General features: G+C 68.8%; 19 protein-coding genes and 1 pseudogene. 11 read left to right on the top strand and 9 right to left on the bottom strand.

The window, feature by feature from the left end:
* Positions 1–215: 215 nt before the first annotated feature.
* Positions 216–1,583 (top strand): hypothetical protein, encoded by a 1,368-nt coding sequence (locus DRB89_RS12385; RefSeq protein WP_112453364.1) that lies wholly within the window; start codon positions 216–218, stop codon positions 1,581–1,583.
* Positions 1,584–1,588: 5 nt separating this feature from the next.
* On the top strand, positions 1,589–2,419 hold the full coding sequence (locus DRB89_RS12380; RefSeq protein WP_343234697.1) for a DUF1932 domain-containing protein: 831 nt from the start codon (positions 1,589–1,591) through the stop codon (positions 2,417–2,419).
* Between the two features lie 223 nt (positions 2,420–2,642).
* On the opposite strand, the gene DRB89_RS12375 is transcribed toward DRB89_RS12380, so the two are convergent.
* Positions 2,643–4,097, bottom strand: a complete 1,455-nt coding sequence (locus DRB89_RS12375; protein ID WP_112448496.1) for a NaeI family type II restriction endonuclease — start codon at positions 4,095–4,097, stop codon at positions 2,643–2,645.
* A gap of 242 nt (positions 4,098–4,339) precedes the next feature.
* Between DRB89_RS12375 and DRB89_RS12370 the strand changes: the two genes are divergently transcribed.
* The 3 genes from DRB89_RS12370 to DRB89_RS12360 all read left to right on the top strand — a co-directional run bounded on the left by DRB89_RS12370 (position 4,340) and on the right by DRB89_RS12360 (position 6,179).
* Positions 4,340–4,627 (top strand): hypothetical protein, encoded by a 288-nt coding sequence (locus DRB89_RS12370; RefSeq protein WP_112448495.1) that lies wholly within the window; start codon positions 4,340–4,342, stop codon positions 4,625–4,627.
* A 199-nt stretch (positions 4,628–4,826) separates the two neighbouring features.
* On the top strand, positions 4,827–5,282 hold the full coding sequence (locus DRB89_RS12365; protein WP_204357702.1) for a hypothetical protein: 456 nt from the start codon (positions 4,827–4,829) through the stop codon (positions 5,280–5,282).
* A gap of 57 nt (positions 5,283–5,339) precedes the next feature.
* Positions 5,340–6,179, top strand: coding sequence for a transposase family protein (locus tag DRB89_RS12360; RefSeq protein WP_112448493.1), 840 nt, complete (start codon positions 5,340–5,342; stop codon positions 6,177–6,179).
* Between the two features lie 48 nt (positions 6,180–6,227).
* Here DRB89_RS12360 and DRB89_RS12355 read toward each other — a convergent pair whose 3' ends face one another.
* A complete protein-coding gene (locus DRB89_RS12355; RefSeq protein ID WP_112448492.1) occupies positions 6,228–6,596 on the bottom strand; it encodes a VOC family protein in 369 nt (122 codons plus the stop codon).
* A 661-nt stretch (positions 6,597–7,257) separates the two neighbouring features.
* Between DRB89_RS12355 and DRB89_RS12350 the strand changes: the two genes are divergently transcribed.
* The 6 genes and pseudogenes from DRB89_RS12350 to DRB89_RS12320 form a co-directional block, all read left to right on the top strand.
* On the top strand, positions 7,258–8,061 hold the full coding sequence (locus DRB89_RS12350; protein WP_112446608.1) for an alpha/beta hydrolase: 804 nt from the start codon (positions 7,258–7,260) through the stop codon (positions 8,059–8,061).
* Entirely contained in the window at positions 8,061–9,335 is a 1,275-nt protein-coding gene (locus DRB89_RS12345; protein WP_112446609.1) for a SpoIIE family protein phosphatase, read from the top strand. The genes DRB89_RS12350 and DRB89_RS12345 overlap by 1 nt, the downstream gene beginning before the upstream one ends.
* Positions 9,332–9,658, top strand: coding sequence for an STAS domain-containing protein (locus DRB89_RS12340; protein ID WP_112446610.1), 327 nt, complete (start codon positions 9,332–9,334; stop codon positions 9,656–9,658). Before DRB89_RS12345 ends, DRB89_RS12340 begins: the two co-directional genes overlap by 4 nt.
* Before the next feature lie 357 nt (positions 9,659–10,015).
* Positions 10,016–10,669, top strand: a complete 654-nt coding sequence (locus DRB89_RS12335; RefSeq protein WP_112446611.1) for a hypothetical protein — start codon at positions 10,016–10,018, stop codon at positions 10,667–10,669.
* A 72-nt stretch (positions 10,670–10,741) separates the two neighbouring features.
* Positions 10,742–12,004: a DUF6357 family protein gene (locus DRB89_RS12330; protein WP_112446612.1), complete on the top strand. Its 1,263-nt coding sequence runs from the start codon at positions 10,742–10,744 to the stop codon at positions 12,002–12,004.
* A 505-nt stretch (positions 12,005–12,509) separates the two neighbouring features.
* Positions 12,510–12,927 (top strand): annotated as a pseudogene (locus DRB89_RS12320) (transposase); the annotation flags it as partial.
* Here DRB89_RS12320 and DRB89_RS12315 read toward each other — a convergent pair.
* The 7 genes from DRB89_RS12315 to DRB89_RS12285 form a co-directional block, all read right to left on the bottom strand.
* The gene (locus DRB89_RS12315) at positions 12,924–13,136 is read right to left on the bottom strand and encodes a cold-shock protein (RefSeq protein WP_112446613.1); all 213 of its coding nucleotides are present in this window, start codon (positions 13,134–13,136) and stop codon (positions 12,924–12,926) included. The pseudogene DRB89_RS12320 and the gene DRB89_RS12315 overlap by 4 nt on opposite strands.
* A 383-nt stretch (positions 13,137–13,519) precedes the next feature.
* Positions 13,520–13,930 carry a DUF5655 domain-containing protein gene (locus DRB89_RS46320; RefSeq protein WP_343234499.1) on the bottom strand — a complete coding sequence of 137 codons (411 nt, stop codon included), beginning with the start codon at positions 13,928–13,930 and terminating at the stop codon, positions 13,520–13,522.
* A gap of 255 nt (positions 13,931–14,185) precedes the next feature.
* Complete coding sequence (locus DRB89_RS12305) at positions 14,186–14,554, bottom strand: DUF3093 family protein (protein WP_112446614.1); 369 nt, start codon at positions 14,552–14,554, stop codon at positions 14,186–14,188.
* Between the two features lie 111 nt (positions 14,555–14,665).
* Entirely contained in the window at positions 14,666–15,346 is a 681-nt protein-coding gene (locus DRB89_RS12300; RefSeq protein ID WP_112446615.1) for a thioredoxin domain-containing protein, read from the bottom strand.
* A 7-nt stretch (positions 15,347–15,353) separates the two neighbouring features.
* On the bottom strand, positions 15,354–17,417 hold the full coding sequence (locus DRB89_RS12295; protein ID WP_112446616.1) for a cytochrome c oxidase assembly protein: 2,064 nt from the start codon (positions 17,415–17,417) through the stop codon (positions 15,354–15,356).
* Positions 17,407–18,021: a copper resistance CopC family protein gene (locus tag DRB89_RS12290; RefSeq protein WP_112446617.1), complete on the bottom strand. Its 615-nt coding sequence runs from the start codon at positions 18,019–18,021 to the stop codon at positions 17,407–17,409. The genes DRB89_RS12295 and DRB89_RS12290 overlap by 11 nt, the downstream gene beginning before the upstream one ends.
* Positions 18,022–18,105: 84 nt before the next feature.
* Entirely contained in the window at positions 18,106–18,780 is a 675-nt protein-coding gene (locus tag DRB89_RS12285; RefSeq protein WP_112446618.1) for a hypothetical protein, read from the bottom strand.
* Positions 18,781–19,298 lie beyond the last annotated feature (518 nt).

Below are 19,298 nucleotides of genomic sequence, written 5' to 3'. Positions count from 1 at the left end.
CTCGCAGGGCCGCTGTCTTGCCGGGGCGAAGATGAAGTGTTCCCGGCGGCTCCCGCCTGAACGAGGCCCTGAGCGGCGCCGAACGCCGTCCTTTCGTGCCTAACCGATGTCTATTCGCTGTCCACCTGGAATTTCTGGACAACAGATCTTCGATCGGCGGCTGTTGATGTCTAGCGTGGATGTCGGACAAGGACCCCCAGCACGAGGGAGCGGCTGTGCAGCCATCAGGACCGACCCTCTTCCAGACTCTGATCAACCAGCGGGGCTGGCAGGATTACCAGGTCTTCAAGCGGCGCTACGAGCAGGCGGCCAAACAGTTAGCCGAGCTGGAGGGGCCGCCATCGATCGCGACCGCGACGATCGAGAAGCGGCAGTTCTTCCGGTACGCGCACGGCGAGGTCCGGACACCGCAGACCGTCGGCCGCCGCGTCCTCGAGTTCATGTTCCCGGGCCTCCCGGCCGCCCGACTCCTCGGGCCTGCGGAGCCCAAGCCGACGGCCTCGCCGCACTACCCGGCGGCTGACGACCGCAACGCAGTGGATCCATCCGAGTACGGCCTTGAAGACGTGGTCATGGCGGCGGCGAATGAGTCGGCGCAGTTCGCGGCCAGGGCAGAGAGCAGCAACGTGGGACCGCACACGCTGGAGCAGCTGGAAGCTGACATCCGCCGCCTCGTCATTACGTACCCCAACCGGCCCGTCGGGCCACTGTTCCGCGAGGTACGTGCCCTTCGTGACCGTGCCTTCGAACTCCTCGAAGGACGTCAGCCACCGCGGTACACCAGCGACCTCTACGTAGGTGCCGGCGTCCTGTGCGGCGTACTCGCGAATGCCAGCTTCGACCTGGGCCGCTACGGCGCCGCCGAAACACAGGCACGCACCGCCTTCCTATTCGGCGAGCTCGCCGGCCACAACGGACTGCGCTCCTGGGTACGCGGACTCCAGGCACTCATCGCGTACTGGGACGGCCGCCCCGTAGACGCCGTACGCCTCGCCGACTCCGGAAGCGCGTTCACCCCCGAATCCGGCACGGCGCAGATCCGGCTGGAGAGCATCAAGGCACGCGCCTATGGCCAGCTCAACCGGGGCAGCGATGCCATGGCCTCCCTGAGCGCCGCCGACCGCCTGCGCGAGCGTCTCGTCGAAGGGGACGAACTGCCCGGCGGAATGATGGCCTTCCCCGCCGAGAAGCAACTGTTCTACTCCAGCAGCACGCACCTCTGGCTTGCCGGCACGCAGCACCTCAGCGACGCCGAGGCCCGCGCCGACGAAGCGGTGGAGATGTTCCAGTCCGCGCCGCCGGAGCAGCAGAGACTCGGCGAGATGTCCCTGGCCCGCATGGACCTGGCCATGGCGCGGCTGGGCCGAGGAGACATCGACGGGGCCGCGACGCAGATCCACGCTGTCCTCGGGGTCAGTGCCCGGCGCCGCACCGAGAGCGTCGATCGCCGGCTCGGCCACTTCAGCCGCCAGCTCGCGCTGCACCCCGGGGCCGGATCACCTGCCGCGATCGGCCTCCGTGAGGTGATCATTGCTCATCAGGAACGCATGCCCGCTCAGCTCCCGCCAGGAGGCAGCCCGTGACGACCATGACCCTCTTGCACCCCGGCGCCATGGGCGCGGCCGTCGCCGCCCAGGCCGTCAAGGCAGGCCACGAGGTGCTGTGGGTGCCGGAAGACCGCAGCGACGCCACCCACCGGCGCGCGAAGGAAGCCGGCGCCACCGCATGTGACTCGCTCGGCGAAGCGCTGGAACGCAGCGAGATCGTCCTGTCGATCTGTCCTCCGCAGGCCGCCGAAGACGTCGCTGCAACGGTTGCTGGCCACGCCTTCACCGGGGTGTACGTGGACGCCAACGCGATCAACCCCAAGCGCATGCAGAGAATCGCGGAGGAGATCAGGCCGGGCGCCATAGTCCTAGATGGGGCGATCTTCGGCCCGCCGCCTGGTGGCCAGAGGGCTGCTCGTCTCTACCTGGCCGGCGAAGCCCAGGCCGTGGATACGATAGAGCCCCTCTTCAGGGACACTGCATTGCACGTGCGCCGCGCGAGTGGAGGTGTCGGCTCCGCCTCCGCGCTGAAGATGGCGTTCGCCAGCTACCAGAAGGCTGCCCGAACCCTCGCCGGCGTGGCCCACGCGCTGGCAAATGCACACGGCGTCGGCGACGAGCTCACGGCCGAGGCGCAGATGATGGCGTCCAACATCCTCTCCGATCCCGGATACCTGCCGAGCGTGGCCGCACGCTCCTGGCGCTGGGCCCCCGAGATGGAGGACATCGCCAAGACCCTCCTCGAGGCTGGGTTGCCCGCGGACATGGCCGAGGCCGCGGTGGCGGTGATGTCGCGCTGGGAAGGAGACAAGGACCAGTACGACTTGAACCTTGCTGACGTGCTGGCCCACTTGCGGAGTAAGGGTGATTGAGCAGCGGCCAGGTCTGACCCCGGATGCAGGTCGAGAGCGCCCCCTCGTCGTCCATGAGGCGAGTGGACGGGTGTGAAGCCGCGCGGCGGAGGGACGACGGTTCCCGGTCGTCAAGGTCGAGCTTGGTGCATCACAGACGGCTACCGCTGTACATGCCGAAGTACTCGCTGCGAGCGCTCCGCCAAGCACAGCGACAAGGGGGCCGTGTCGAACATGTTGGGCATCACCACTCCGACGCCGGGAGAGGACTCGGCTCGTCATCCGGCTTCGCCAGCCTCCAATGCGTACCGGAGAGGAGAACCGATCGTCCTGCGCCTTCGTCGTCTTCCGTGGTAGGCGCCAGGCGAACGCTGACCCACACCCCCTTCTCGGGAACCGGCAGCCCCAATGTCCTGGCGATCTCCGGATGGGAGCTCTGGTGGCTAAGGATGAGAATGCCCTCCGCCGCCAGCGCTCTGCGGGCGTCTCGCACTCTCTTCGGCGCGTCCTCCTGCCTCGCGACCGTGGCGACGACCGTACGAGTCACCGGTTGGCGCTGCGCCACGCGGAACAGTTGGTTCACGCGGCGCTGTCCGGATGCTTCAGCGAGGATCGCGCGCACCTCGTCGTCCGGAAGCCGATCAAGGATGTTCACAGGCAAGAGGACGTCTCGATGGATCCATTCGATCGCCTCGTGACCCGCACGGCTCAGCGTCCGCTTACGGTCCCGGCTCCCAAAGGGCCTTTGCAGCAACTCTTCCGTCGCCCTCACCACTCCGAGGCTCCACGATCCCTTGCGGTGGTCGATCCGGACCAGAAGGCAAAGGCCGTCCTCCGTTTCCGTGGGGATCGTCCAGTTGGCAGCGGCTGTGATCTTGAGATCCACATCGACCCCGGCGATCCGAAAGTCGAGCTTTCGACCGGGCTCGAAGTGGAAGTGGTGACGCATCAGGTTCTCCACGAGCTGCCCCGACATCGTCTTCTCTGCCTTGCTTAGGTCCTCCCAGCGATACCGGCCTGTGTGTGCCCCGTCGAGCAATCGCTCCACAGCCTGCTCGATGACAGCCGCCATACGGCGCCCGTACGGGTCGAGCTTCAGGAGTTCCTCCCGTACCACTGCCACTTCATCGCTGCCGGGGATCCGTTCCGGCTCGGGCTGCGGCTGCCCTTCTCCACCAGGTGCCGGGGATGACCTGGCAGCGGCAAGCAGTCCTTCTAGTGCTGTGATCCGCTGAGCTGCCTCCCGAGCAGACTGCCGTGCTGTATCCCGCTCGCCGATCGCCTCCCGCAGCCTGCGCAGCAAGTCGGTGTGTTCGTCATCGCGGGAGTTCGTGCGCGCGTCGAGATCGGCCTCGGCCCGCTCCTTGGCCTGGAGGGCCAGGCCAAGGGCTGAGCTGGTCTTCAGTAGCTGCTCCTGCACTCGGACCAGTTTCGCGAGGTGGGCGGTGCAGTCCTCACCCCTGTGCCCGTCGGGCTCGCCTGGGGAGGGCGGCCGCCATGCCACCTTCAGCAGCGAACGAGCCCTCTTGTTGGCCTTGACCGCCTCGGCCTCGTCCCTGACGCATGCGTCGACCACGGCCTTGACCAGACCCCTGTGGTTCTTGAGGTCGGTGCCCCTCAGCCGTCGGTGCAAGGTCGACAGGCCTGGCTTCGCGGCGTCGCCCACCCTGTCGGGCAGTAGGACGTGCAGTTGCTCCACCGACAGGCCAGCACCGTCCCGAAGGGTGCGCAGGAATATGACGAGTTGATTCTCTGCATCAGACTCTCCGCACGGAACGCCAGGTGGACGCCCGCCGCGTTGTTGTGATCGCCCTGACATCAGCCCAGTTCTCTCGGTAACAGTCGTGTTCTCTCTGATGGAACCGAGAAAATGCTACCGGGATGACCAACATGGCGACACTCTGATTCCGTCACTCACGCCACAAGAGGAGTCCAGCCGCCATGCCCCAGCGCTCGCCGTCCCCCCGCCGCTCCATGTACGACTTCGCAGCCCTCGTGGCCGTGCTGGCCACGGGAGTGGCCCTCGTTGCGCTCGGTGTCGCACCCGAGTCGCTCGCCGCAGTGACCATCGCGCTGTCGGCTCTCTACTCGACATGGCGCGTGGGACACGTTGGCCGGCCTTCCGAGCTGGACTCCGGGCCGGAGAGGCAACTTGAAGACGAGAGCGGCCGTGACCCGGTGGCCGAACTGGCCCCGGAGGAACGGGATCACTCGCAGCCTGCCCCCTGAGGCAACGGGCTCCGCACGACTGGCCCATCGAACAGTGAAGCTGCGCCATCTTGAAGTAGCTGGTCAGGGTGCTGGTGTGACGCCGGTTCGGGGTGCTCGTGCTGGTCGTGGGCGGCAGTCTGGGGTGTAGATCGTTGGGCAGGGGCGGGTTTGCGGATTCCCGTCCGTCGTCGCGGGTGCCGCTCCTACGCTCCGGCGCATGATGGATCCCGAAGTGCTGGAGCGGATCGCCGCGCGGCGTGCGAAGTTGGACGGGCTCGAAGAACAGCTGGTCAAGCAGCTGTCGGAGGTACGGGCTGAGCGGGATGAGCTCGCCGTGGCCGAGCGGGTGTGGCAGCGGATGAATGAGCAGCTCGCCGACGAGCGCATGGAGGCCGGGTCGCCGGTCGTCCAAGTGGCGGGTCGGGCGGTGCGGCTGGTTCCGGATCGTGCGCCGGGGTCGGCCGAGTCTGCGCTGCCGGCGGAGTACCAGCGCATCCTGACCGCCGTGCGGCAGGCCGGCGGCCCGGTCTCCACCCGGCAGATCGGCGAGGTACTGGGCTTGGACAACGGGGTGAGGGGCAAGCTGGAGCCGCTGCGCGGGAAGCTCACGAAGCTGGCCGACCGCGGCTGGCTGCACAAACGCCCAGACGGGAAGTTCACCACCCGCGCGTGACCAGGCCGCACAGCGACGGGGCGTAACCGAGGTGCCCCCGGCGGCTGTTGGAATTGTGTGACGAATACCAGAAAGCACGCCGGGGACGCCGTGTCCCTGGTCTACCAGTATCGCCTGCCGCTGTCCACGCACACCCTGACCTACCTCGCCGACCTGCTGCGCCGCCATCTCAAAGCGATACGGTCGAGGTGGCGGACACTGCCACCTGGGAAGACCGCTGTGATCGTCCTGGCCGTACTGCGGCACGACCAGCGCCTGGCCGACATGGCCGGCGGGAACGACATCTCCGCCACCACCGTGCGCCGCTGGCGGGACGAGCTGATCGGCCTGCTGGCCGCAAAGGCCCCACGCCTGGACCGCGCCCTGAAGAAGATCGCCCGGCGGGGCGGCGAGGCCGTCCTGATCGACGGCACCCTCATCCCCACCCAGCGCCGCACCGGGAAGGCGAACCGGCCGAACTACTCCGGCAAGCATCACCGTCACGGCCTGCACGTCCTCGCCCTGACCGACGAGAAAGGCCGGCTGATCTGGATTTCCGCTGCCCGGCCCGGCCGCACCCACGACATCACCGCCGCCCGCCGCGACCACCTGCTGGCCCACCTGCGCGCTGCCGGCCTCGGCGCCCTGGCCGACCTGGGCTTCCTCGGCCTGGACGACGATCCGGACAACCCCGTAGTCGTCACCGGATTCAAGGCCACCCGCGCCCGCAAGCTGACCCCCGGCCAGAAGGACGCCAACCGGGCACTTGCCGCCGGACGCGTCCCCGTCGAACGCGGCTTTGCCCACCTGAAGAACTGGCGGATCCTCACCAAGCTCCGGACTGACCCCGCCCGCGCCACCCACCTATTTCGCGCGCTGCTCGTCCTGACGAACATCGAGGCCATTACCGGCGATTGATCTCTACCGCAGGTAGCCCACGATCAGCACATGCCCCCGGGAACCGCGTCACCGGGCCGGGATCGGCTGAGTGAGGTTCACCGGGTTGCCGTCGGGGTCCTTAATGTGGGCGACGCGCTGTCCCCACGGCATGTCGTTGGGGCCTCCGCTGACCGAGCCGCCGAGCGCCTCCACCCGGGCGAGCGTCTCGTCGACGTCGTCGACACCGATGCTGAGCAGGATCCGCGACGCCGCCCCGGTCCCCGGGTCCGCCTTGGCCACCAGCCCGAGGTCGGTGTCGCCGATGCGCAGGCCGAGGTAGAAGGCGGCGCCTTCCTCCGGTACCCGGAAGATCTCCTCAGCGCCGAACAATTCTGTATAAAAGACGAGCAAAACGTCCTGGTCGGCAGTCAGGATCACGGGCTGGATGGTGGACATGGCACTCCTGTCGAGAACGGTCGTGTCGCTGGGTAGACCGTTCGAGGACGGTGAACTCATCGGCGAAACCATCCCGCCGGACGATCGACAACACAGACTGCCACCCACGACCAGCACGAGCACCCCGAAACGAGGTCACGCCACCCCGCTGACCAGCCACTTCAAGATGGCGGAGCTTCAGTGTGTGTTGTGGCTCCGCCAACCGCCGGCGCCAGCCTCGGATACTCGGCCCCAGTGTGACCACCGCTATCGGCGATGCTGGTGTTGCTGGCTTACAGGAGGCGCAGCTGCTGCTGCGGTCCGGGGAGTACGGGCCGGGTGAGGAGGAGTTCGCTCGCCAGCGGTGGTCGAGCGTAGGCGGGCGGCTTCGGCGCGGGGGTTGGGGGCGGTCTCTTATACCGATCTGACGCTGCGGACGAGCGACTCGGTGTAGAGACCCAGCCCGGCTTCACCTGCCGCAGCAGCCTCCCCCGGACCACCGCGCCCACACGCGTGCCCAACCCCCTCCAGCGGGCCTCCGCGATGCTCGGCACCCCCATCACCGCCTGACCGGCAGGCCGGGCGGCCGGGCGGCCGAGGGCATAGGTGAAGGTCGCGGGCAGGGTGTGGGGCGATCCGAGAGACTCGGGGTAGGCGAGCAACTCCTGGGAAGCAGCGGTATATGGACATCAAGCGCAGGAACAACGTGACCGTGACCGGCAATCCGCAGGGTCGGACGGTGGTATTGGCGCACGGATTCGGCTGTGACCAGAACATGTGGCGGCTGACCGTACCCGCACTGGCCGGTGACTACCGGGTGGTGATGTTCGACTACGTGGGCTCGGGCCGCTCAGACCTGTCCGCGTTCTCAGAGGGCCGTTACAGATCCCTGGACGGCTATGCCCGGGACGTGGTGGAGGTGTGCGACGCGCTCGACCTGCACGACGCGGTGTTCGTGGGGCACTCGGTCAGCGCGATGGTCGGTGTACGGGCAGCGGGGATGGCTCCGGAGCGTATCGGGGCGCTGGCGATGATCGCTCCCTCTCCCCGGTACATCGATGACGAGGGCTATCGGGGCGGTTTCAGCGCGCAGGACATCGACGAGCTCCTGGAGTCGCTGGAAGCGAACTATCTGGGCTGGTCGGCGGCGATGGCGCCTGTGATCATGGGGAATGCGGAGCGGCCCGCGCTCGGTGAGGAGCTGACGAACAGCTTCTGCGCCACCGACCCGGACATGGCGCGCGTCTTCGCCCGGACCACGTTCCTGTCCGATTCGAGGGACGAACTGGGGGACGTGAGCGTGCCGACGCTGGTGCTGGAATGCACCCAGGACGCCATCGCGCCCCGGGAGGTCGGCGCCTTCGTCCACAAGGCGATCCCCGGCTCGACCCTGATCACCCTTGATGCGACCGGGCATTGCCCGCACCTGTCCGCTCCCGAGGCCACCAACGAGGCGATCACCGGGTTCCTGGCAGGCCTGCGTTGATGTGCCCCACCGGGCAACAGCCCGACCCGCACGGCGCGGACGAGGAGGAAACGTCGGACGCGGCGTTCGCCGGCCTCCTGGAAGACAGTGCCGAGGAACTGTACGAGAGCGCACCGTGCGGGTACCTGTCCACGCTGATGGACGGCACCATCGCCAAGATCAACACCACGTTGCTGGACTGGCTCGGCCTCCAGCGGGACGCGGTGGTGGGCCGGATGCGGTTCACCGATCTGCTGACCGTGGGCGGCAAGCTCTACCACGAAACCCACTTCGCGCCGCTGCTGCGCATGCAGGGCGAGATCGGCGGCGTCGCTCTTGAGATCAGACAAGCCGATGGTGTCCGGATGCCCGTGCTGGTCTCGTCCGTGGTCAAGCGCGGAGCCACGGGCGAGCCGCTGCTGATCCGCACCACCGTCTTCAACGCCCGCGACCGCCGCGCCTACGAGGTGGAACTCCTGCGGGCCCGCAAGACGGCCGAGGACGCGCTGAGACGGGCGGAGATCGACCGGGCCCGGCTGCAGGACGCCCTCGCGGTACTCCAGCGGTCGCTGTTGCCCGACATCCTTCCGGCCATCCCCGGAGTGGAGACGGCCGCCCACTACCGCACCGCGTCGCCCGACCGGCTCGGCGGCGACTTCTACGACGTCTTCCCCATTGACGGCCGGCGCTTCGCGTTCTTCCTCGGTGACGTGTGCGGCAAGGGCCCCCAGGCCGCCGCGGTCACCTCGCTGACCCGCTACACCCTGCGCGCTGCCGCCCTGCACGACCCCGACCCCGTGTCCGCCCTGTCGACGCTCAACAGGGTGCTCCACGAGCGCTACAGCGGCGGCGACCCCCGCTACTGCACCGCCGTCTTCGGCATTCTCGAGCCCGCCCTCACGACGGGGCACGTCGCCGTCGTCCTCGCCTCGGGCGGCCATCCGCCGGCCCTCCTCCTGCGCGCCGACGGCACGGCCGACTTCCTGGCAACCCCGGGCGGCCTCCTCGTCGGCATCCTGCCGGACGCGCACTTCACCACCGCCGGCACCACGCTCGCCCCCGGAGACACCCTCCTGCTCTACACCGACGGACTCACCGAAGCCCGCACCGGCGAAGGTCGCACCTCCCTGTACGGGGACGAGGCCCTGCACGCCTTCGCCACCGGCCACGCCGGCAGGTCCCCGGACGCGATCATCGAGGCCCTGACCGGTCTGCTGGATGGCTTCGGCAACGGCCTCGACGACGACACCGCCCTCCTCGCCCTCGGCGTCCCCACGACGAAGAACCCGCGATGACACCGCTGAAGATCACCACCCGGAACTCGCCGGCCGGCCCCGTCATGCAGATCATCGGCGAACTCGACTACACCACCGCCCCCGACCTGCGCGACGTCCTCGCCGCGCTCCCCCTCGAACCGGGCCGACTCCTCGTCCTGGACCTCGCCCGCATGGAATTCTGCGACTCCAGCGGCATCAGCGCACTGATCGCCGCCCGCAATCACGTACAGGCCGCCCAAGCCGACATCGCACTCGCCGCCGTCCCCGCCCACACCCTGCGCGTCCTGCGCATCATCGGCCTGGACCAGGTCTTCCGCCTCCTGCCCGGCACCGGGTCCTGACCGCCAGGAATCCGCGCGGAAAGACGCTCCGGCGAGCTCCGGGTGGCGACCGTCGGCCCCGGCGACGGCAGCGGCCGCGGCGAGGTAGCGGCCCTCGGCGGCAACCCGGTCCGGTGATCGTGAGGCTGCGGCCTGCCCGATGATCCTGGCAAAGCTGACCCCACCCGGTCACACATGGGAGACGCCAACCCTCCGCAGCAAGCCCCTCGGGCATCCTCGCCGCTCGCCCTGGGGGCGCGCCTTCAGCGGCTCCGGCGGGAGTTGCGGAGCTGGCTGTTCGTCGGCGATGAACGGCAGGTCCGTCCGCTCTGATTCGCCTACGCTGGTGGAGCCAGCACACGTGAACGAAGGACGCATATGGCTCGCCCCTACAACCCCGGACCGAAACAGTTCGTCTTCGCTGTCGGTGATGGCAACGACCAACAGGTCTCCGTGGGCGACCCTCAAGAAGCCTACGTAGCGTTCTCCGCGTTCTTCCGTGGCCGGGATTCTGACACCTACACCATCAATGACGAACCGTCGGGGCAGAGTTTGGTACTCATGCCCGGGCAAGGTGTGATCTCCCGGATCAAAGACGCGGACCAACCCCGGTCGGAATACCTCCAGGTCGACAGGGGCAATCGCTACCTTCCGAGCGCGATGCTGTTCTTCGAGAACGGATATGCCGGCCTCGACCGCTTCGGCCAGTGGTTCCCCGACCTCGCCGACCTCGACGCGTCACCGGAGACTCGCGGTGCCGCCCGCGCCGCCACGTTCACGACGGAAGCAGCGGCGATCGAAGAAGTCGCTCGGATCTGGGCGGATTCGGGCTGCGTGGACCCGAGCGACCAGTACTACGTCTTTTTCGACTCGCATGACGTCGACGATGACCGAGCCGAACGAGCCGAACTGCTCAAGTTGATCGAGTTCCTCGGTATCGAACGGGTCGACGCCCCGGCCGAGGCCGCCGGGGGCGAAGTCTGGGTGCGCACCGACCGACGCCTCGACGTCGAATGCGCACGGTGGTCGTGAACAGCTGGTGCGGGGCGGTGCCGCAACAACACCGTGCTGCCGGCCCGTGCCGTTCCGAGAAGGACTGAGTCCATGAGAGACATCGTTTTCACCCGCCAGAGCGGCTGGATCCCGAACGTGATCCGCGAGGACGGCGAGCTGAAGCTGATGCTCGGTGCCGGGGCCGACGCCAACCACGAGCCTCGCACGTTCACGTTCCCGATCAGCGAAACCCATCTTGCGGTGATCCGGGAGGACCTGGCCAGGCACCTGCTGCTGTGGAGTGCGGCTCTTCCGCTGTGCGACGCCGCCGGAACCCGGGGCCGGCTCGATGAGAACGCCGCCGTCGCACTCCTGGACCCGATCCTCCTTGCCGGGCCCGCGGACGTCGACGCGCTCTTCCGGCGCATCCCGTGGGACAGGAGCCGGCTCATCGCCCACGGGGCGGACATCGGTCTCCTCGAGCGCGGTCAGGTATGCGCGGCGATGCGCGCGGCGACAGAGACGTCAAACGGGAAACGAGCTCAGGAGTACCACGCGGACCGCCGTCGCGCCGAGCGCGGAGCAGTACTCGGTCCGCTCGACGCCGCGATCCTGAGGTACACGGGCCAGTATCTGCACGGCGCGACGGTTCCGAGGCGGATGCCCGATGCCGTCGACCCCGCACTGCTGCCCGCGGTCATGCGGGTGATCGCCACCGCGGAGCAAGCGTGCGCCGGGATGCGGATCGGCCGCGATCCGCGACGGGGAAAACGCGCCACGGACAAGCGCGACTGGGATCGGATGGAGACGACGGTCGGAGCGGCCGTGCGCCGTGCACACCCTGAGCTCGTCGATGACGCGGTGCGTACCGTGAGCTTCCTGATGTGCTCGGAGGCCGCGGACCGCTCCAGGAGCACACCCATGGAGGATGACGAGGAAGCTGCCGGCCACCGCGCCGACTTCGGCGGGAGTGCGAGGAAGACGGTCCTGTCGTTCACCGACGACAAGGGCGTCGAGAAGAAGTGGCTACGGGACGGTCCCCGCACTGCCGCCGCGGAGTTCTGGGAGTTCGTCGGCGATCGCTCTGCCGCGGACAACGAAGTGTTCACCATCGAGGACGAGGAGATGGGCGAAGGGATACAGCTCCACTTCTACGCGGACTCCCTCGCCCGGATCACGACGCTGCGCGAGGGGACGGGCAGGTCGGATCCGGAGTACCGGGTCGAGTACAGCCTGGTCGACGGGATCGGCGGGTACCGGAAACTGGTGAGCGCCTTCGTCCGCGGCGGCTGCGCCGCACTCGAACAGCACGGTCCCTGGATGTCGGATGTCGCCGAGTTCGAGCGCGCCCGTCGGCGGCGCGACGCCCGTTAGTCCCAGCGGGAGCCCGCGCACTGGGCGTTGTCCGCCCTCATGTTGATGCGCGGTGAAGGACGCGGACTGCCTTCACGACGCCGGTCGTTCGGTTGGCGCTGCAGCGGTGCTTCAGCAGCAGGCGCCGTCCCCTGAGGTTGGCCACGGCCTGCTCTTGCTCTCCGAGACAGCAGGTCAGGACCGGCCCCCTGCCCACCCTAGGCAGCCGCCGAATGAGCACCTTCGACCACAAGGTCGTCGACGGCTTCATCCGCACCATGGAACGCAACGGCGCCGGCCTCGCCACCCAGTCCAACGCCTTCGAGAAGGTGAAGTCGGTCCTCCTCGACGCCTACCGCCCTCGGCACCTATACCGAGAACCCCGTCCTGGGCGTCAAGCCCCCGCAGTACGACCCCGAACGCGCGGTCATCCCCTCCCCCGCCCAGCTCCGCGACATACGCACCGCCGGCGCCGACCGGTTTCTCCTCATCGCCGACCTCATGAGCGGCTGCGGCAGGTCGCGACGGGCAAGGGATCGGCTCCCTGCACCGCCGTCACCGGGCCGCCGAGTTCAAGAAGTTCCTGGCCAAGGTCGACAAGGAGGTGCCGGAGGACCTTCAGGTCCACCTGATCCTCGACAACTACGCGACCCACAAGACCCCCGACATCAAGAAGTGGCTGCTGACGCACCCTCGCTTCCACCTGCACTTCACACCGACGAGTGCGTCGTGGCTGAACCTGGTGGAACGGTGGTTCGCCGAGCTCACGCAGAACACTCAAGCGCGGAGTCCACCGCTCCGTCCAAGCCCTCGAACTCGACATCCGGACCTGGCTCGCCGCCTGGAACGACCAGCCCAGGCCCTTCGTCTGGACGAAGACCGCCGACGAGATCCTCGACAAAGTCGCCGCCTACTGCCACCGAATCTCTGACTCAGGTCACTAGACGACAACCTTCAGATTGATGGCGGACGCCTTGCCGTTCTTCTGGTTCTCCTCGATCTCGAAGAGAACCTCTTGGTCATCATCGAGGGTGTTCAGACCTGCCGCCGAGACTGCGGACATGTGAACGAAGATGTCTTGGTCACTGCCCTCCGGCTTGATGAAACCGAACCCCTTGGTGGTGTTGAACCACTTCACTCGTCCTCGCTGCATGCGTCCATACGCGCCCCTGCGGACGATCACGAAACACACTCGAATGGGTGTATGACTGAGGGCTGGTCGCCGCTGGCCACACGCGGCTCGGACAGCTGACACGCAGACAGCCACCGTCACGCTCCGATGCGCAGACCGAAGGGCTACTGCCTGAGTGAGACCCCGCCGAATCCCCCCTCGGCGGGGTCTCACCATGCACCGACGAGAGCCGGGTGCAGCATCCGAAAGCCAGAGGGAACAGGGGCCTCCTATATCAGCGGTTCCACGAATTCAGAATTCCCGAATTCACCGCATCATGGAAGGGCACCGCCACCCTTGTCCGCACCACGAAAGGCCGACGCTGGTAACTGAACCACAACTCGACACCGCTGGCCGCCAAGCGATCACGCAGCCTCGTAGACCTGCCGCAGTAGCGGCTCCACTCGGCGGAAATCACGGTCCGTGCGCAGTCGGACTTCAAGATCGCCCGTTCCGTGGTGGCCGATCTCGCTGACATCCCGGGTGAAGCCGGGGACGAGGTCGACCTCCTTGGGTGACAGGCGAAGGGTCACGACGACTTCCTGCTGGTGACCGTGGCTGACGCAGGCGAAGTTCCGCAGCGTCCGGTACGCCCGGTACGCCCGGTACGGCTTGCGGTCTATCCGGCTGGCGTCGTCACCAAGCCCTAGGCGCAGCTCCTCCAGCGCAGCCCTCAGGTCAGGGCCATCGACGCTGGCCGGCGCCCTGTCCGCCGATGCCGCCCTCCGCTGCCGGCGGTCGCTTCGGACCGCTCCGTCGGCGACGACGGAGGTCACCGGCTCAAGGGCCAGGAGGTCGCTGCCGAAGTAGCTGCAGCGGACCAGGTCGATGCTGCGGCGGATCTCGCGGACGGCGTGGACGTCGTAGCGCGTGAAGTCCTCCGCGACGCAGACCAGCCTGGGCGCGCTCCACAGGACCTGGGCCGCGGCTGCGGCCCCGAGTCGGTTGCGGACCAGGTGCTGGAACTCCGCCTTGTGGTCGACGAGCCACGACAGTTAGAAGAGTCCCTGCGTGATCACCTGTTGACTGAACTAGTGGCGGAGTTTCCGCAGGTCAGTGACCTGGTGCCGGAAGCGTCGTTGAGTCGGCCATGGAGGCATCGCGAGACCTCGCGGCCCTGTCTGTCCCTCCAGGACGTGCACCTCGCCCAGCGCGCTGAGGGGAATCCGAGCATCGTCGGCGACCAGCAGGTCGCTGGTGACGCGGATGCGGGAGGATCCCTGGGCGCTGACCCACATGCAGGCGATCAGGGTGCCGACGGCCAATCCACCGAGGGCGGCGAGTCCCCCGTAGGGCATGACGATGAGCGCCATGGAGAAGCCGACCGCAACGGCGATCAGCCACCAGGTCCTGGGGGCGGTCAGCCGCTCGTCATAGGTGAGCGGTGCGGGTGAGGTCATGGGGACAGGTCCTCGCTCGTGCGGGTGGAGTCGGTGGCCGGGCAATGGGTCACAGGGGCAGGAAGGCCTCGTCGATCAGCTGAGCCAGTTCCGGCCCGTCCTTGGTGCCGCTCATTGCGCGAGCCGTTCGTCGATCAGCGCCTTGAACGCCTCGTAGGTGCGGGGCGTCTGGATCCGCCGGCCGTCGAGGAAGAAGGTCGGGGTGCCCTGCACATTCAGGCCCATGCCGTCCCGCTGATCGGCTTTGACCCGTTCCTCGGTGGCCGGGTCCTTCACGGCCGCGTCGTACTTCTGCATGTCGAGGCCGAGCTGCTCGGCGTAGCCCCGGAACACGTCCGCCTGGGAATTCTGCGACTCGCCCCACTCTTTCTGGGTGGCGAACATCTTCTTGTACATGTCCTCGAACTTGCCCTGCTGGGCGCTGGCTTCGACGGCGACGGCCGCGGCGCGGCTGTTGCGGTGGCCGGGCAGGGGGAAGTAGCGGACGACGAAGGTGACCCGGTCGCCGTACTCCTGGCGGAGCTTTTCGACCGTCGGATGGACAGCTCCGCAGGATTCGCACTCGAAGTCGAGGAACTCGACGAGGGTCATTTCGCTGCGCTGCGGGTTGGTCAGCCTGTGACTGTCCGCACGTACGGCCTGGGCCTCGCCTACTGCGGGCAGGGACGGAGCTGCCGAGGCCGGGTCGTCCGGCTTGACCAGCAAGAACGTAGCGAAGGCGACTCCCAGTGCCGCCAGAACGGCGGCGAAGGCCAACAGGTTCTTCTTCAGGTTCTTCTTCAGGTTCGTCATGATTCCTCTATGGGGTGGGGTCTTCGGCCGGGCTGTCCCCACGACCGGTGGGCGTGGCTGCCTGCTGCAGGCGGCGGTCGCGGGCGTGGAGGCTCGCCAGGTACGCGTTGTAGGCGGCCAGCGGGTCGCCGGAGTCGCCGCGGTCGATCTGCCGGTCGACTCGGCGGGCCTCTCGACGGTCGGAGCGAACCCACTGCGCGGCGAGGATGATCGTGGTGATCAGGACGGGGATGTCGCCGGTGGCCCAAGCGATCGCACCGCCGTTGTACTGGTCCTCGGCGAGGGACGGCCCCCAGGTGCGGCCCACCGCCTCCCACCAGCGGGCGCCGATGATGCCGGTGGAGCTCATCACGGAGATGCTGAACCACGAGTGGAACGGCATGGTCAGCATGAGGACGAACAGCCGGCCCAGGTGAGGCGGGCGGCGTGGGCCCGGATCGACGCCGATGATCACCCAGAAGAACAGCAGACCGATGGCCAGGAAGTGGATCAACATGGCCGTGTGACCCAGGTGGCTGCCCATCAGGGTCTCGAACCATGAGGTGGAGTAGACGGCGAAGGCGCTGCCGATGAACAGGATGCCGGCCACGGCGGGATGCGAGATGACCTTCACGTAGCGGCTGTGCAGCAGCCACAACAGCGCCTCACGCAGACCGGCCGTCTCGCCCTTGCCGGCCGTCGGCAGGGTTCGCAGGGCCAGGGTGGCCGGGGCGCCGAGGACGAGGAGGATCGGCACGGTCATCGCGAGGATCATGTGTTGGCCCATGTGGACGCTGAACATGACCTTGCCGTACACGGCGAGGCCGCTCATCGTCGCGAGGACCGTGACCGCCAGGCCGAGCATCCAGGCGATGGTGCGGCCGACCGGCCACCGGTCACCCCGTGCGCGCAGCCGGAACACGCCGACGAGGTAGAGCGCGGCGGCCGCGCCCGTTCCGAAGGCGAAGACGGGGTCGAAGTGCCACTGGGTGAACAGGGGCGTCCAGGGGAAGTCGCCCAGCGGAGGCGGCATCGGGAACCCGAGCAGCTCCTCCGCCGGGGACGGCGAGCCGCTGCCGGCGCCGGGTGCCGGCGTTCGGGACAGAGCGACGGCCAAGCCCATCGCCGCCGCCATGACCGACAGCTCGCCGATGGCCAGTCGTACGAAGGGCCGACGGGTGCCGTCGTTGAGGGCCCCGAGGGTCCGGCGCCGGTGCCACCAGCCAATTCCGCCCAGGAGCAGCAGGGCTGCCGACTTCACCAGCACCATCCGCCCGTGGGCGGAGCTGAACCAGACGCTCGACAGGGGCACTCGCACCAGGGCGTTGACCAGGCCGCTCGCGGCGACCGCGAGGAACGCTCCGCCGGCCAGCGGACTGAACCGCCGTGCCGCCACGGCGGCTCCCTCGGCCCGCCGCAAGGCCGCGACCAGGACGAACACCAGCCCGCCGACCCATACGGCGACCCCCGCCACGTGCAAGGCGAGGCTGGTGACGGCCGCGTCGTGGTTGGTGGAGGCAGCGGAGTGCCCCGTGAACGCGGGCGGCAGCACCGCCGCGACGGCGAGGACGAGCGCGACCCGCGCCCACCGGACGGTCGTCACACCCGGGCACAGCGTCGCCATGACCAGTCCGGCCGCTGCCATCACCGCGTACGCGCGGCCCTGCGCCGAGGCGAGGGCGAAGTCGGCCACCATCGCCGGGTCCAGCACTTCGGCCACCGGCCGGGCGAACAGGTCGGACAGGGTGAAGACCAGGAGCGCGGCAGACGAGAGCGCCCACAGCCCGGCGGCGAGCGCCGCCCACGTCAGGTAGCGCATCCGTGAGCGGCCCAAGTCGCGGCCGCCGGGCAGCAGGACGCCGGCCAGCAGGAGAGCACCCACCGTCGCCACCGAGGTGATGTCCACGACGGTGCGCGAGAGGGGAAGACCCCAGGAGGTGAGCGGGCCGGCATCGTCGATCCCCGGCACCCGCTGCGCTGTGGCACCGGCCGCCCACATCGCCACCACCGTGACGCCGACGGCCAGGACGGCCGAGGCGGCAAGGATCAGCGGCAGGCGGACCGCTCTCCGGAGCACGAGATCAGCCGACACGCTGTGCCCTCCGGCGCACGATGAAGACGGCGGCACCAGCACCAGCCCCGGCCACGATCAGCCCACCGGCGATCACCGTGGTGCTGACGCCGCCCGCTGAGGAAGACGCCGTGCCGCTGACCGTGGGCGAGGGGCTGGCGGCCATGGAGTCGCCGGATGCCGCAGGCGGCGCGGACGGCGCGGACGGCGCCGGATCCGGTGTGGCTGTGGCCACCGCCTGGACGGTGAAGCTGTAGGAGCCGGACACCGGGTGGCCGTCGGCCGAGACGACCCGGTAACCGACGGTGTACTTGCCCGACGGCAGGCCGGGCTTCACCACCAGGGACGCGCTCTTGCCGTCGACCAGTGGGTCCCCGGTGCCCGCCGGACTCCCGTCCGGCGCCGTCAGGGCGACCTTGGCGTACTCCTGCGACATCTCGTCGCTGAAGGTCAGCCGGATGCCCGGCGGCAGGGCGTCCAATGTCGCGCCGTCGGCCGGCGTGCTGGAGGTGAGGTCGGTGTGCGCCGAGGCGGCCGGTGCCCCGGCCCACAGGAGCAGGCCGCTCAGGGGTACGACGAGGGTGCGAGTCGCCGCACGGGCGGCACGCCTGGAGAAGGAATACATGCGAAGGGAGGGATCTCTCTGTGCTCCCCGGACCAGCCGGAGCAGGGAACGCCGACGCCCGCGGACGGCCCCTTCACCTGGCCGTCAGGACAGGCAGAGACCACCGCCGGGCGACAGCCCGGTCGTCGAGAGAGGGGCACGCCACATCGGAGCGCGCCCGCACCTGGGTGGTGCTCGCCCGGGGTGTAGGCGGACCACGAGCGCGGACGGCGGCATCGCGCTGGTCTCCAGGTCGCGCAGAGCTGCCTTCGGTCCGTTGCCGGCGTGCAGGTGCGGCCAGACGAACATGAGCAGGGCGCGCAGCGCCTCCAGGGCGGGCCTGCCGCGCCACAAGAGCCGTTCGGTCAGCCCGAACAGCCGCGCGGCGAGCACCAGCATGACCAGGTGTCCGGCGAGGAAGACCTCCGGCGGAACTCCGGCCGCCGAGACATGCTCGACCAGAGTCACGGGATCCTGCGACCCGGTCACGGCCGCGCAGGCACCTGGCAGCGCGTACGCCGCGTGGTAGGCCAGTTGGGCACCGGCCAGCGCCGCCATGAGCTGGCCGTCGGAGAGCTTGTGCCGAGTCAGCAGCACCGCACCGGGCGCCGCGATCGCGGCCATCCCGAGGAGCACGGCCCAGCGCGGCATGTGTCCCTGCGAGAGGAGGTGGCCCAGCAGTGGCAGCAGTACGCACAGTGCCGCGAGGGCGCCGGCGCGCAGGCCGCGCACCACTCCGCGGGCCGGCGAAGGCGGCCGCGACGAGAGGATGGCGGACATGGCTGCTGCACTTTCGGGGAGACCGGTCGGGGTCGGCCCCTGAGACTCGCGAAGAGCGCCACGGGCACCCGCAGGGTATCCCGGGACCCCTGGCGTGCTCGCACCCGGACCCCGTTCTGTCCGTGGAACCGGGACACCACAGGTCTGCGACGCACGGACTCGTCGACTGGCTGGCCGATGCCTTCGAAGCACCGGCCACGGACACGGCATCGGTACGGTTCGCGCTCGTCGACGGAGCGCCGGCCCTGACCGCCCCCGTCCAACTGGCGGAGTACTTCCCCGTGGTGGTAGGCCAGCGGCGGACGGTGACGTCATCGCGGGACGGATCCTCGACGAGGCCGCGGACCTGCTGGTCGAGAGCACGGCCGCGCTTCGACCGGCGCACGGCGAACCGTTGGTGATGGCGGGAGGGTTACTCGGTCCGCGAGGCCCGCTGCTGGAGCGCTTCGCGGTTCGCGTGTCCGCCCGGGGCCTGTCCCCGTACCCGGTCGCGGACGGCCTGGAAGGTGCGGTCGTAC

Source organism: Streptomyces sp. ICC4 (assembly GCF_003287915.1).
GTDB classification, from domain to species: domain Bacteria; phylum Actinomycetota; class Actinomycetes; order Streptomycetales; family Streptomycetaceae; genus Streptomyces; species Streptomyces tritrimontium.
Note: the sequence above shows the minus strand (reverse complement) of the source record. Positions and strands in the feature narration are given on the sequence as shown.